At 67.0% G+C, this 13,475-nt stretch carries 16 protein-coding genes; 13 read left to right on the forward strand and 3 right to left on the reverse strand.

The window, feature by feature from the left end; genetic code table 11:
• Positions 1-4: 4 nt before the first annotated feature.
• Both EXQ71_03340 and EXQ71_03345 read left to right on the forward strand, forming a co-directional pair.
• Positions 5-757 (forward strand): hypothetical protein, encoded by a 753-nt coding sequence (locus EXQ71_03340; protein MSO86540.1) that lies wholly within the window; start codon positions 5-7, stop codon positions 755-757.
• Positions 754-1,908, forward strand: coding sequence for a glycosyltransferase (locus tag EXQ71_03345; protein ID MSO86541.1), 1,155 nt, complete (start codon positions 754-756; stop codon positions 1,906-1,908). The genes EXQ71_03340 and EXQ71_03345 overlap by 4 nt, the downstream gene beginning before the upstream one ends.
• Here the strand turns inward: EXQ71_03345 and EXQ71_03350 are convergent.
• The 3 genes from EXQ71_03350 to EXQ71_03360 form a co-directional block, all read right to left on the reverse strand.
• Entirely contained in the window at positions 1,902-2,930 is a 1,029-nt protein-coding gene (locus tag EXQ71_03350) for a hypothetical protein (protein MSO86542.1), read from the reverse strand. The genes EXQ71_03345 and EXQ71_03350 overlap by 7 nt on opposite strands.
• A gap of 211 nt (positions 2,931-3,141) precedes the next feature.
• Positions 3,142-3,567, reverse strand: a complete 426-nt coding sequence (locus tag EXQ71_03355; protein ID MSO86543.1) for a response regulator transcription factor — start codon at positions 3,565-3,567, stop codon at positions 3,142-3,144.
• A 127-nt stretch (positions 3,568-3,694) separates the two neighbouring features.
• Positions 3,695-4,144, reverse strand: a complete 450-nt coding sequence (locus EXQ71_03360) for a DUF4440 domain-containing protein (GenBank protein ID MSO86544.1) — start codon at positions 4,142-4,144, stop codon at positions 3,695-3,697.
• Positions 4,145-4,164: 20 nt separating this feature from the next.
• Between EXQ71_03360 and EXQ71_03365 the strand changes: the two genes are divergently transcribed.
• The 11 genes from EXQ71_03365 to EXQ71_03415 all read left to right on the forward strand — a co-directional run bounded on the left by EXQ71_03365 (position 4,165) and on the right by EXQ71_03415 (position 13,472).
• Positions 4,165-5,007 (forward strand): alpha/beta hydrolase, encoded by an 843-nt coding sequence (locus tag EXQ71_03365; protein ID MSO86545.1) that lies wholly within the window; start codon positions 4,165-4,167, stop codon positions 5,005-5,007.
• 48 nt (positions 5,008-5,055) lie between these two features.
• Positions 5,056-5,898: a PD-(D/E)XK nuclease family protein gene (locus tag EXQ71_03370; GenBank protein ID MSO86546.1), complete on the forward strand. Its 843-nt coding sequence runs from the start codon at positions 5,056-5,058 to the stop codon at positions 5,896-5,898.
• Positions 5,899-5,928: 30 nt separating this feature from the next.
• A complete protein-coding gene (locus EXQ71_03375; protein MSO86547.1) occupies positions 5,929-6,471 on the forward strand; it encodes a phosphatase PAP2 family protein in 543 nt (180 codons plus the stop codon).
• A gap of 43 nt (positions 6,472-6,514) precedes the next feature.
• Entirely contained in the window at positions 6,515-7,123 is a 609-nt protein-coding gene (locus tag EXQ71_03380; GenBank protein ID MSO86548.1) for a protein-disulfide isomerase, read from the forward strand.
• Positions 7,124-7,146: 23 nt separating this feature from the next.
• Positions 7,147-8,580: a wax ester/triacylglycerol synthase family O-acyltransferase gene (locus tag EXQ71_03385; GenBank protein MSO86549.1), complete on the forward strand. Its 1,434-nt coding sequence runs from the start codon at positions 7,147-7,149 to the stop codon at positions 8,578-8,580.
• A 144-nt stretch (positions 8,581-8,724) separates the two neighbouring features.
• Positions 8,725-9,921 (forward strand): LLM class F420-dependent oxidoreductase, encoded by a 1,197-nt coding sequence (locus tag EXQ71_03390; protein ID MSO86550.1) that lies wholly within the window; start codon positions 8,725-8,727, stop codon positions 9,919-9,921.
• 9 nt (positions 9,922-9,930) lie between these two features.
• A complete protein-coding gene (locus EXQ71_03395; GenBank protein MSO86551.1) occupies positions 9,931-10,722 on the forward strand; it encodes an SDR family oxidoreductase in 792 nt (263 codons plus the stop codon).
• The gene (locus EXQ71_03400; GenBank protein ID MSO86552.1) at positions 10,719-11,012 is read left to right on the forward strand and encodes a hypothetical protein; all 294 of its coding nucleotides are present in this window, start codon (positions 10,719-10,721) and stop codon (positions 11,010-11,012) included. The genes EXQ71_03395 and EXQ71_03400 overlap by 4 nt, the downstream gene beginning before the upstream one ends.
• 59 nt (positions 11,013-11,071) lie before the next feature.
• Positions 11,072-12,142: a methyltransferase domain-containing protein gene (locus tag EXQ71_03405; GenBank protein ID MSO86553.1), complete on the forward strand. Its 1,071-nt coding sequence runs from the start codon at positions 11,072-11,074 to the stop codon at positions 12,140-12,142.
• A 2-nt stretch (positions 12,143-12,144) separates the two neighbouring features.
• Positions 12,145-13,173, forward strand: coding sequence for a hypothetical protein (locus EXQ71_03410; GenBank protein ID MSO86554.1), 1,029 nt, complete (start codon positions 12,145-12,147; stop codon positions 13,171-13,173).
• Between the two features lie 17 nt (positions 13,174-13,190).
• Complete coding sequence (locus EXQ71_03415; GenBank protein MSO86555.1) at positions 13,191-13,472, forward strand: DUF427 domain-containing protein; 282 nt, start codon at positions 13,191-13,193, stop codon at positions 13,470-13,472.
• Positions 13,473-13,475: the final 3 nt, after the last annotated feature.

Raw genomic sequence — 13,475 nt, forward strand, 5'->3', positions numbered from 1 at the left:
GGTCATGACGGGGGGGATCGTGCTCCATGTGGGCACGCACAAGACTGGCACCACCTCGCTGCAACAGTTCCTGGCCGACCAAAACGCCGGCCTGCTGGCCGACGCCGGGATCATGTATCCGCCGGGCCTGGTCATTCCCAATTCCCACGCCGAACTTCCGTTGCTGGCCATCCGTCCTGAGCGATTTTGGCCGGCGCGCTTGCGCCTACCGGAGACCCAAGAGCCGGCATGGCTCTCCCATGCCGAGGCCCACGTGCGCGATTACGTCAGCCGCCCCGGCCCCGAAGTCGTCGTCTTTTCCCACGAAGACCTCAGCTACCTCCGGTTCGATGATGAACTGGAACGGCTGCGAGACCTGCTCGGTACTGGCCCCGTGCGGGTCATCGTGTTCCTCCGGGACAAGACCGCCTTCCTGCGGTCCTACCGCCAGCAACTCGAAGCCACCGGGTTTCCGGTGAGCACCGATCCGTCCTCCTTCGCCTATGTAGAGGACGACTCCTGGCTCCTCGACTACGACGCGCTCCTGGCCGGGTATCGGCGGTGGTTCGGCCACGAACACGTGGACGTGATCGACTACGACGCCACCATGGCCGCGGACGGTTCTGTCATCCCGGCCTTTGCCGAGCAGATCGGTATCGACCGAGCCAACCTCCCCGACATTGACCGGTATTTCGTGAATCAGACGGGAAGCCAGTTCCGCCTCACCCCCGAACAACTCGCGGCCACCCGCCGACGGCTGAAAGAACAGGCACCGTGAGTACCACCTTCGCTCCCGCCCCCATCCGGTGGACCTTCCTGGCCCCGAGCTGCCCCCGCCCGACCGGTGGCGATATCGCAAGGTTCGAACTGGTGAACGCCCTCGCCCGCCTTGGCACCGACCACGTTCGCGTCGTCCACCTTCCCCACGACGAGATGACGATCCGCAGCCAGGCGGACCTTCCCTGGTTCGCCTTCGATGAGGCCGTCGAGCACCGCTTCGGCGCCCACCTCGCCCCCGAGGAAATCCCCGACAGCGACGTAGTGGTGTACTCAACAAAACTCATCGCCACGGCCCTTGCCCCCTCCGGCGGAGCCCCCGGCCGCCGCCTGTTAGAGGCCCTGCAACAACCGGGTGCCCACCGCTGGCTACCGATCACTCTTCTTCAAGGACACGGTGTGTTTCCGGCCGCCATAGAGAATCTCGCCCTCGACCTTCCGGGTCCGAAAGTGTGCGTGGGATCCTGGATGGTGGACCTGGCGGTGAACCACGGCGTGCCGGCGAACCATGTGGTGAACATCCCCAACGGCCTCGATCACGAGCGGTTTCGGATCCTCCGGCCCATCGCCGGGCGGTCACCTCGGGCCACGATGAACTTTGATCCGTTCCCGGCGAAGCGAGGCGAGGCTGGCCTCATGGCCCTCGAGCGGCTCCATCGCTCCCTCGGTGTGCCGAGCACCGTGTTCGGGACGATTCCCTTGGCCCGGACCCTGGACCCTGGACTCGAGTTTGTTTTAGCGCCCGGCCAGGCGATCCTCGCCGAGAAGATCTACCCCGGTGCCTCGATGTTCCTCCAGCCCAGTTGGCGCGAAGGGTTCGGGATGTGTGCGGTGGAGGCAATGGCGTGCGGCTGTGCGCTGGTTACCACCGACAACGGTGGATCAGCCGATTACGCCATCGACGGCGAGACGGCCATGATCTGCGGTGGAGAGCCCGACGACATGGCCGACGTGCTCAGCCAACTCAGCGGCGACGACAATCTGCGTAGACGGATCGCCACCAACGGAGCTCACTTTGTCGACCGATTCCGGTGGTCGGACAGCGCTCAGCGCCTCCGCTCCGTGGCCGCCGCCGGGCTGGCCGACCCACTGCGGTATCGGCGCACCGCGCCGATCGACCCCGACCGAGACTATCCACCGGTGCTTCAGTAGAGAATCGGAAGTTGCCCCACCGGATAGGCCGAGGGCGCAAAAAACCAGGACTCGATGGCGTAACGAGGACGGGTCATGGTGGGCGACAAAGCCGTTCGATGGACGAGCAGATGGTCGAACAGCAAGGCGTCGCCCGATTCGAAAACCGGACGCAGGATCGGCACAGCGCCGGCTTCCTCGGATACCGCCCGATTCGACAGCGACCAGTCAAACGGCGAATCGTCATCGCTCGCCAGCACCCGGCCCACCCGCTTGGGCACCACGTCGAGCCCGGGAGCGTCCACGCCACAGTCAGTGAGAGCCAGCCAGACATTGAACGCGCCCACCTGATCACCCAGGAAGGCTCCGTCCTGATGCCATCCGCCGTGTGGGACCTGATCGGGCGGCACCCTTCGCATGGTGCACTTCAGGGCGGAAAGCAAGGGGCGTTCGCCGAGGAACTCCGTCATCACCGCACCGACACCCACGTCGTCCATCAGGTCGAGGAGTTCGAACAGCATCCGGGGTGAGTCGACAGTCCACATCCCCCCGCGCTGGCGCAGGAAAAGACGATGGTCGGCCTCCGAGAGTCCCCCGGCGAGGCGGTCGGGCATCGAGCCCGGGCTGTACCAACTGGCATCAACCAAGGCGGGATTCTCCGCGGCCGCATCGAGGGCGGCCAGGGAGGCATCCATGCCGGCCACCAACAGTGCCACCCGCTCCGGTGGCACCAATCCGCGCACCAACACACATCCACTCTGCGCGAACCCCTCCCGAACCGCCGCCGCGTCTAGGTCAACCGCGTCCACCTCAAACACCTCGCCCGTCGGGGGGGTGGCCCGAATGGGCGCGGGAGCCACCGAGGGCGGCGACACCAGGGTGGCTGGACCATCGCGACGGAGACCCACCAGGGCGAGCTCAACGGCGGTGTCACGGGCCTGACGATTCTGGGCGGCCAGCAGATCGATGGCGCCGCGCGTCTCGCCCGCTGCCGCCAGTGCCTCGGCCTGATGGATCGCCAGCGTGCCCGCCTGGCTCGTCATGTCGTTCCCCCGCTTTTCTGCCAGGCTGAAAACTTACCGCGGCGACGGTGGTGTGTCTAGCCGTGGCGGGGCCGCTCGGCGAGGTCTTCCGGTTGGTTTCTCCCATGCGACCACCACCGGGGCTGGTCATCGGGCACCGGCACTCGGCTGAGAGGTGGCCGCGATCCTGCCCCACGGGGCGATCCAGGATCACCCCTCATAATCCGCTGATTCAGCGAGTGGCCCACCACCGCGTATCAGACTCCTCCACCGGGTCGGATGCTTCGCCGGTGCCCAGATCGATCACCGGTGGGTCGGTGACGGGTTGGAGCGCCCGCAGGGCCACCACCAACTCGGCGAGGACAAGCGGCTCCAGCAACACGAACTCGGCCCCGGCCTGGCGGGCTTGGTCACCCGCCGCCACATCGTCGGCGACGGCCAAGATGCGCACTCGGGGCGTCTCAACGCGCATCCGATGTAGGTCATTGAAGCCCTCGCCCGCCAAATCGACGATGACGGCATCGGCCCAATCGGGCTCCCCACTGGCACCGTCGTACGACGACTGCACGTTGCAACTGCACCCGAGATTCTCCGCCTGACCCTGCACGAGTGACGCAAGATCTAGGTCGTCGGTGAGGACGAGCACTCGAAGATCCATGGGCGCTCCTTCAGTTGAGCCTGTGTACCCATTGTTCCACCGAACGGTCCTTCCCGGGGGAAAAATCTCCTCACTTACCGCCCTGCCTCCGCAACATAGGCTCCTGGAGGACCTCCGCCATTGTTCGTCACGGTGGCGGCGCCACCGCAGAGCCGTGGTGGGCCACACAACGCCACCGCTCCCCCGTGCGCACAAAGACGTTGATGGCGGCGATGGTTCCGCCACCGTCAACGCTGATGAGGTTCTCATCCACCGTCACCCAGGCGGTATCCCCCGCCACCGAGACGACCTCGTCGGTGAGGATGAACTGCAGGGGGTTTGGGCCTCCGAACAGAGCGAACCATGAGCCCGACACGGCGCCCCAGCCGCGGAGTGTGCGCCAACCCGGGTGGGTGCAGGAAACGCGGTCGTCGTGCACCCAGGCGTCGGACATCGCGTCGAGGTCGCGCGCCTCGAAGGCATCGTAGAAACAACGGTTCGCCGCCCGGACGGCGGCCTCATCAAGGGAGTCGCTCGGGTACTCATCGTCGGGGGCAAACTCCGTCATGGCCGCCACGCTATTCGCCTCGGCGCCCATCGCCGGATCAAGATGTCCCTATGCGTTCGCTGCCCTCCTCCTGCGGCGTCAGCCTGGCGGTCCATGACTTCGGCGGAAGCGGCCGGCCCACGCTCTTTGCCCATGCCACCGGACTCCACGGCGCGGTCTGGGAGCCCTTCGCGGCGGCCCTCGGCGACGGCTTTCAGCGGTGGGCCCTGGACTTTCGCGCCCATGGCCAATCGGTGGTGCCACCGAACCAACCGCTCCCGTGGACGGAAATGGGAGACGACGTGGAGGCGGCGGTGCACCACCTCCCGGGCCAACCCGGGCAGTTCCTCGGTATCGGCCACTCGATGGGGGCCGCCGCATTGCTCCTCGCCGAGCAGGCCCGCCCGGGCACCTTCGCCGGGCTCTGGCTCTTCGAACCCATCGCGCCACCACCGAGCCCCGCCGGGGCGATGGAGGGCGGTAAGCATCTGTCCGAGGGCGCCGCCCGCCGGCGCGAAAACTTCCCGACCGCCGCCGAGGCCTTGGCGCACTACAGCGCGAAACCGCCTCTGAATACCTGGCAAGCGGCGGCCTTAGCGGCCTACGTCCGGCATGGATTTGTAGCCGACGAGGATGGAACAGTGCACCTGGCCTGCCGACCGGCCGACGAAGCCCAGATCTTTCGCGGTGGCGACGGCCACCAGGCCTTCAGTCGGCTCGGGGACGTGCACTGCCCGGTGCTAGTGGTGTGCGGAGACCACCTTCTTCCCCCCGGCGCCCTGGCCGAGGCCATCGCCCTCGTCCTGCCTCAGGGGAGCCTTGAACGCCACCGCTTCATGGGTCATTTCGGGCCGCTCGAAGCGCCCCGAACACTCGCCGCCTCGGCCGCCGCCTTCGCCGCCACCCTCCGCTGAGCCAACCGCCCGCCGGTTGCTGTCACACCCCCGGCCTAGCCTGACGCCATGCCGTTACCCCTGCCCGCCAGCCTCTCGCCCTCGAAGGTGTCATCGTTCACCAATTGCGCCCTGTCGTTTCGGTTCTCGGCCATCGACCATCTCCCTCAAATGCCGTCGATAGCGGCCACCCGCGGGAGCCTCGTGCACGCGGCCCTCGAGCGGCTGTTCTGCCTCGAGGCCCCTGAGCGCACCTTCGAGCGCTCGCTGGTGTGCCTCGAAGAAGCCACCGCCGAGTTTCGCTCCAATCCTGATTTCACCGACCTAGCCCTGGACAACGCCGCGGAAGCCACCTTCCTCAGCGAGTCACGCGTGCTCCTTCAGAAATACTTCCGCCTCGAAGACCCCACCACCATTACGCCCATCGGCATCGAATTGAAGTTGGAGGCCGAGATCGACGGGGTGATCCTTCGCGGCATCATCGACCGCCTCGAGCTGGATGCCAACGGCGAACTCGTGGTTACCGACTACAAAACCGGCCGCGCTCCGGGTCCGCGCCAAGAACAAGAACGCCTCGCCGGCGTGGCGTTCTACTCGTTGCTCTGCGAGCGGGTCTTCGGCCAGCGACCGGCGAAGGTGCAACTGCTCTACCTCGCCAACCCAGTGGCCATTGTCTCCACCCCCACTGATCGCTCCACCAAGGGCGTCGAACGCAAGTTGGCCGCCGTCTGGTCGGCCGTGGAGCAGGCCTGCGAGGAGGAAGACTTCCGGCCCAACCCAACCCGCCTGTGCGACTGGTGTGACTACAAGGCGTACTGCCCTTCCTTCGGGGGCGATATCGCCCTCGCCGACGCCTATCGGATCAACCGGGAGAGCGAACGACACTCCGGAGAAACACCCGCAGTGTCCTGAAGTACCCCCCGGCCGGTACCCTCTCTCGCCGTGCCCCTCACTCGCGCCAAGCAACTCGTCGAGCGTTTCGACGAGGCCGTCGACCGCAAGGTCGAACGCCTTCGAGGCCATCGTGCTCTCGACAAGGTGATGTACGGAGCCTCCGACCTGGGCGACTGGTCGCTGATCTGGCAACTCATCAGCGTGGGCCAGGGACTCCTCCCCGGCCGAGACCCGATGACCGCCGTGCGGATGTCGGCCATCCTGGCGGCCGAGTCGTTACTCGTGAACGGCGGCATCAAGAACGCCTTTCAACGCCAGCGACCCGATTGGGAGACGGACCGACCCCGGCCCCACCCCATCCGGATCCCCCAGACGAGCAGTTTCCCCTCCGGTCACGCCAGTGCGGCGTTCACCGCCGCCGGGGTCCTGAGCCAGGGCGACCCGCTGTGGCCCTTGTACTACGGGATCGCCGCCATTGTGGCCAGTAGCCGGGTGTACGTGAAGATGCACCACGCCTCCGATGTGGTGGCCGGCGCCGCCTTGGGAATTAGTATCGCCGCCCTCGCTCGCCGTGCGTGGCCCAAGCCCTAACTCGCTCGGGAATGGCTAGCCGGCCCGCAGCGTTAGACCACCCATGAGCGATCGTCTCACATTCTCGGTGAACTGGGACTACCGATGCCCCTTCGCCCGCAACCTCCACTACTACGTGATCACGGGCCTGCGCGCCGGCGCCGCCTGGGATGTCACCTTCGAACCGTTCTCCCTCGGCCAGATGCACCACGAGGAGGGGGAGCCCGACATTTGGGATCACTGGCAGGACGATACGGGGATGCTGGCCCTCCAAGCCGGGGTGGTCGTACGGGACACGTTTCCCGACCGGTTCCTCGACACCCACGAGGCCCTGTTTGCGCGGCGTCACGATCACGGCGGCCAGATCCACCGCGAGGAGACGATTCGAAGCGTGTTGGAAGAACAACACGTCGATGCCGACGCCGTGTTGGCCCAGATCGCCACCGGGGAACCATTGGTGACGGTGCAACAGGCTCACGAGGCCACCGTGAAGTACCACGAGGGGTGGGGTGTTCCCACCCTCATACGAGGTTCCAGTGCCGTGTTTGCCCGCGTGATGAACCGGCCGCAAGGCCATCCGGACGAGGCCATCGCCTACATCGAACGCATCGTCGATCTCATCGACAACTTCCCTGAACTCAACGAGTTCAAGCACACGTCGCTCCCCCGCTGAGCGGCCACTAGCGTTTCGGGACTATGGCTGGAGATCGGGAACTTCGGAACGAACGGCGCATGACCGACGTCGAAGCCCTCATGTGGAACCTCGAAAAAGACCCCCGCCTCAGCGCGTCGATCGCCAACATCACGCTGTTCGATCGCCCCCCCGACCCTGATCGATTGCGGGCCCGCCTGGAGCGGGCCGTGACCATGGTCCCCCGCCTCCACCAACGGGTGGTGCCGGCCCTCGGACGTCTGGCTCCTCCCGAGTGGCGCGCCGAGCCCGACTTCGACCTCAACTACCACCTCCGCTGGACCGCTCTCCCCGCCCCGGGCACCATGGCCCAACTACTTGAACTGGCCAGCGCCCATGTCCAGCGGCCCTTCGACCGGACGCGACCACTGTGGGAGTTCCTCGTGATCGAGGGCATCGAAGGGGGCGGCGCCGCCATGGTCCAGAAGTTGCACCATTCCATCGCCGACGGGGAGGGCAGCATCCGCATGTCGGAGCAGTTCATCGACATCGACCGAGACGCCACCGAACCCATCGCTCCCCCCCGACCCCCTCCCGAATCGATCGATTCCACCTTGCTGGAGGCAACGATCGATACCTTCACCCACCAACTGCGCCGGGGGCTCGGGCTCGTGCGCCGCAGCGCCGAAGGGGGCGTCGCGGTGATGCGGGACCCCCGACACCTCACCGGCCTGGCGGGCGATGCCCTCGAACTCGGTCGATCGGCGCGGCGGCAAATCGGGGTGGCCGACCCCGCCCGATCACCACTGTGGAAGCAACGATCGCTCCGCCGTGGCATTGAGGTACTCCAGGTGCCCCTGGCCGAGGCCAAGGCCGCCGCCAACACCCTCGGCGGAAGCCTCAACGACATGTTCGTGGCGGCCGCCGTCGGCGGGGCGGGGGCCTACCACCGCTCCGCCGGATCGCCGATCGACGAACTTCGCATCACCATGCCGGTGAGCACCCGCCGCGACCACTCCTCCGGCGGCAACTCCTTCACTCCTACCCGCGTGCTCCTGCCCGTCGGCCTCCACGACCCGCAGGAACGCTTCACGGCCATCCGGTCCCGACTCGACACCACCAAGCAAGAGCGGGCCATGACTTTGGTCGGCGGCCTGGCCGGGGTGGCCAACCTGCTTCCCACCTCGGTGATGACGCGCCTCGCCCGCCAGCAAGCCGAGACGGTGGACTTCGCCACCTCCAACGTGCGCGGCGCCCCCTTCCCGCTTTTCATCGCCGGGGCGCGCATCGAAGCCAACTACCCGGTGGGCCCCACCGGCGGCACCGCCTGGAACCTCACCCTGATGTCGTACAACGGCAGCCTCGACATGGGCCTGAACGCCGACCTGGGCGCGGTGGCCGACCCGGGGGGTCTACGGGACGCGATCACGGATGAGTTCGCCGCGCTGATCGCCGCCGGCACGCGGACGAGGCCCCGACGACAAACGTCTCGGAACTAGGCGCCGACCGAAGCCCCGGCGGCGGGGTTTCTCCCGGAGGCCAACTCGGCCGCCGTGAGAAGCATCCGCACATCGAGGAGAAGATCGGATACCTCATCGGTTGATACGAGCTCCCGGTGCATCAGGTCCAACAAGCCGCCGTCAATGAGACGCAGGGCCTCATTGATCACCGCCTCATCGGTACCCTTCGCACCCGCTTCGCCCGTACCTGCTGTGGCAACCTCTGTCTTAGTCATCCCCGACACCCTACCCAAGCCTTGTGACGACGGGGCGGGATTACGCCCCCAAATGACGAACGTCACGTCATCGGGGCCCGCCCAGGCCACCCCGGTCCAGCGGTTAGCGTTCGCGGTCATGGGAATGGAACGAGCCGGAGTGACCTTTGCCAGCCTCATGAACCTCGGTCCCGATACCGCCATCCGCACCTCGGTGCTGGCAGCCGACCTTGGCTACGACTCGTATTGGACCGCCGAGACCACCGGCCCGGAGGCGTTCTCGCTCCTGGCGGCGGTGGGGGCCGCCGCCCCGTCACTCGGCCTCGGCACCGGCGTGCTGGCCCTCCAACTGCGCACCCCGATGGTGGTGGCCATGGCCGGAGCCACCCTGCAAGCCCTGCACCCCGAACGCGACATCGTCTTGGGGGTGGGTATCTCCTCGCCCGTAGTCACCCAGCGATGGCATGGCGTTGCCTACCGCGACCATCCTCTCGGCCACACCCGCGAATACGTGGCGTTGTTGCGCCAATGCCTCACCGGCGAGAAGGTGGATTTTGACGGCGACTTCTACCAAGTCAAAGGGTTCCGGCTCGGAGTGCGGCTCGGCGAAAAGAAACCAAAGATCGTCATCGGGGCCCTCAACCCCAAGATGTTGGCCTTGGCTGGCGAAGTGGCCGACGGGGTGGCGCTCAACTATCTCCCCGCCTCCCACGTTGGATGGTCCGTTGAGCAGGTGCGCAAGGGCGGCAACGCCGAGATCTACGCCTACGTGCACGCCGGTGTGTGTGAGCGTCACGAGGGCATCGACCACGCCCGCCGCGATCTCTTCTCCTACGCCGTGGTTGATTCCTACGCCCGCAACTTTGCCCGGGCTGGCTTTGCGTCCGAGGTGGAAGCGATCCGTGCCCACCATGATGCCGGCAACCGAGAGGGGGCCTTGGCGGCGGTGTCGGATCGGATGGTGGATGCCATCGATGTGATGGGCGACCCCGATGCCGTGCACGCCACCATGCAGGCCTACGTGGCCGCCGGGGTGGACGTGCCCATCCTCATGCCACTGCCCTGGGGCAGCGACCGACATGCCTCGGCCGACCTCAGCATCCGCGCCGGCCTCGGAAAAGCCTAGGAACGACCAATGGACATCACGGACAAGGTGATACTCGTCACCGGCGGGGCCAACGGCATAGGGGAAGCCCTCGTGCGCCGCTTCGTGGCCGAAGGGGCCCGAGGCGTGGCCATTGTGGATCGAGATGCGCCGCAGTCGGTGGCTCTCGCCGAAGAACTCGGCCCCACCACCATCGGCCTCACCGCTGACGTAGCGCACGAGCCCGACATCGTGGCGGCGGTGGAAACCACCGTCGCCCACTTCGGTCCGATCGACCTCCTCGTATCCAATGCCGGGATCGGCATCGGCGGTGGGGTCGAGACCCCCAACGAAGCCTGGCAAGAAATCTGGGAGATCAACGTGATGGCCCACGTCTATGCGGCGCGCGCCGTGCTGCCGGCCATGATCGCCCGGGGTGAGGGCTACTTGCTGAACACCGCCTCGGCGGCGGGGTTGCTCACCAACCTGGGTACCGCGCCCTACAGCGTCACCAAACACGCCGCCGTGGCCCTCGCCGAGTGGCTCGCCATCACCCACGGCGACGAAGGCATCAAGGTCTCGTGCCTGTGCCCCCAAGGCGTGCGCACGAACATGCTGCTCGCCGGGGCCGATGACACCGCCGGCTCCGTGGTGCTCGCCCAGGGTGCGATTGAGGCCCACGAGGTAGCCGAAGCCGTGGTGCAGGGCCTGGCCGCCGAGACCTTCCTGATCCTCCCGCACCCGGAGGTACTCACCTACTTCCAGCGCAAAGCGGGCGACTACGACCGCTGGCTCGGCGGGATGCGCAAACTCCAACGCCGGGTTCGCGAGGCCCTGGCGTGAAAGACGAGGGGGCCACCCCGGCCGCCCTCACCGACAGCGCCCTGCTGGCGGTGGGCCTGCGCCCCGGAGACCAGGTGCGCTTCCGTCGAGCGGGAGGCGGCTCCTGGCTGGAGGCGAAGGTCGAACGCCGCGAGGGCGACGGCTCGGTGGGGGTGCGAGACACTCGTGGGGCCGCCCGGGCCATCCCCTGGGAACGGCTCGAGGTACGCACACGCGGCCCGCGCGGAGGCGCCACCTGGGAACAGGTGGCGGAACGAGTGCAGCGCGAGGAGCAACTCGGCATCTGGTAATCGGCCAGCCGAGCCGGTGGGTCGACGCGAGATCCCTCCAGTGTGCAAACCTGCGGGGCGTGGACCGCCCCACCGTGGACATCTACGAGGAGCAAAGTTCCTTCTACGAGGCCCACCGGACGCCCCGCCACCTCGAGGCCGCCATCGCGCTCGGGCAACGGCGACCCGCCGGCCCGGTGGCGGACCTCGGTTCCGGCCCCGGCTGGTACACCGCCGCCCTGGGTCGTCCGGTGGTGGCCTTCGACGCCGCCGCCGCCATGCTGCGCCGCACGAGGGAGGTAGCCCCCGGGTGCCTCCCGGTGCGGGGCGACCTAACGGCCCTTCCCTTCCGGCGCGGCAGCCTGCGCGCTGCCTGGGCGCGCAACTCCTACGTGCACCTGCGCGCCACCGAGGTACCTATGGCCCTCAACGACCTCCACCACGCCCTCGCCGTGGAGGCCCCGGCCGAGCTGACGTTCTTCGGTGGGACCGAACAAGGCCGGGGCGTGTTCCCCCACGACGACCTGCCCGGTCGCTGGTTTTCCACCTGGACGACGGAGCGATTGCAGGATGTGGTGCACGGCGCCGGGTTCGAACTCGACGATCTCGCCACCCACCCCGACCCCACCGGAGGGGCCGAGTACAGCCTAAGGACCACCCGCGCCCATGGTCTCCCCGACTTCGTGGGCGCCGGCATGCGCCTGTTGGTGAGCGGCCTCAACCCCAGCCTGCACGCCGCCGACCATGGCGTCGGATACATCAGCGCCACCAACCGCTTTTGGCCAGCCGCCCTCGCCGCCGGGATGGTGAGTCGAGACCGGGATCCCCGCCACGCCCTCGCCCACCACGGCATCGGCATGACCGATCTCGTGAAACGGGCCACGCCACGCGCCGATGCCCTCGACCCAGCCGAATATGTGGCCGGGGTGGCCCGCCTCGATCGCTTGTGCGCCTGGCTGCAGCCCGAGGCCGTGTGCATCGTGGGGTTGGCCGGATGGAGGGCCGCCGTGGACCGTCAGGCTCGTACCGGGTGGCAATCGCACTCCCTCGGAAGCCGACCGGTATACGTCATGCCGTCCACCAGCGGGCTGAACGCCCGTACCTCCCTGGCGGATCTCACCGAGCACCTACGCTCGTTCGCCATCGCGTAACGATGCGGTCAACTACCGTGCCACTCATGGCCCTGCGACTGGAACCCCACGACGAATACATGCACGAACTCGGTCCCGAGCCGAACTTCAACGAGAGCATGTACTTCAACCTGTACGACCCCGCCCAGGGTGTGGGCGGATGGTTTCGGTGTGGCAACCGAGCCAACGAGGGCTACGCCGAGATGACCGTGTGTCTTTACCTGCCGGGCGGTCGCGTGGCCTTCATGTACAAGCGAGCCGAGATCTCGAACAACGATGCCTTTGACGCTGGCGGCATCCGCTTTGATGTGGTCGAGCCGTTTGCACGGCTTGACGTGTCGTACTCCGGCAAAGTGGTGGTGCTCGACGATCCGCTCCAGATGGCCAACCCCAAGAAGGCCTTCACCGACAACCCCTACGCCCAGTGCGAGGTGAGCATCAACTATTCCGGGGTATCAGCCATGTTCGGCGGCGAGCCCGACACGCCGCACGAGAAACCCGGCGAGGAATTTGCCAAAGGCCACTATGAGCAGTTGATGGCGGGGAAGGGCTCCATCCGAGTGGGCGACGAGGAGTGGGAGGTCGACGGATTCGGTCTGCGCGACCACTCGTGGGGCCCCCGATTCTGGCAAGCCCCCTGGTACTACCGCTGGCTGACCGCCAACTTTGGCCCCGACTTCGGATTCATGGGATCGCGGATCGCTCGGCGCGACGACGAGGGCACCCGCGGCGGATTCGTCTGGGAAGACGGACAACTCCATCTCTGCCACGACTTCGAAATCGCCACCGACTGGGAAGGCGAGGACAGCTACCACCAGACCATCACCGCCACGCTGCGCTCCGCCGAGAAAGAGTGGAAGGTCACCGGCAAGGTGCTCAACCTCATTCCGCTGCGAAATCGTCGCCCCGATCCCGCCACCGGCGACATGCTGGTCACCCGCATTTCCGAGGGCATGACCGAGTGGACGCTCGCCGACGGCCGCCAGGGCTACGGCATGAGCGAGTACCTCGACCAAATCATCGACGACTACCCCGTGGGTCTGGCCGAATAACCCCCTAGCCTGAGGTCATGCGCGCTCTCTGGAACGGAACAGTCCTGGCTGAATCTGACGACACCGTGGTGGTGGAAGGCAACCATTACTTCCCCGCCTCCAGCGTGCGGGCTGACCTCTTCGAGGCGAGCGATCACCGCTCGGTGTGCCCCTGGAAAGGCACCGCGAGCTACCAGACGGTGGTGGTCGACGGGCAACGCAACGAAAACGCCGCCTGGTACTACCCCTCGCCCTCCGACGCCGCCGCCGAGATCAAAGGCCGCTACGCCTTCTGGAAGGGCGTCACGGTAGAGGCCTGAGGC

This window comes from Acidimicrobiia bacterium (assembly GCA_009694375.1).
Classification (GTDB): Bacteria; Actinomycetota; Acidimicrobiia; order Acidimicrobiales; family VFJN01; genus VFJN01.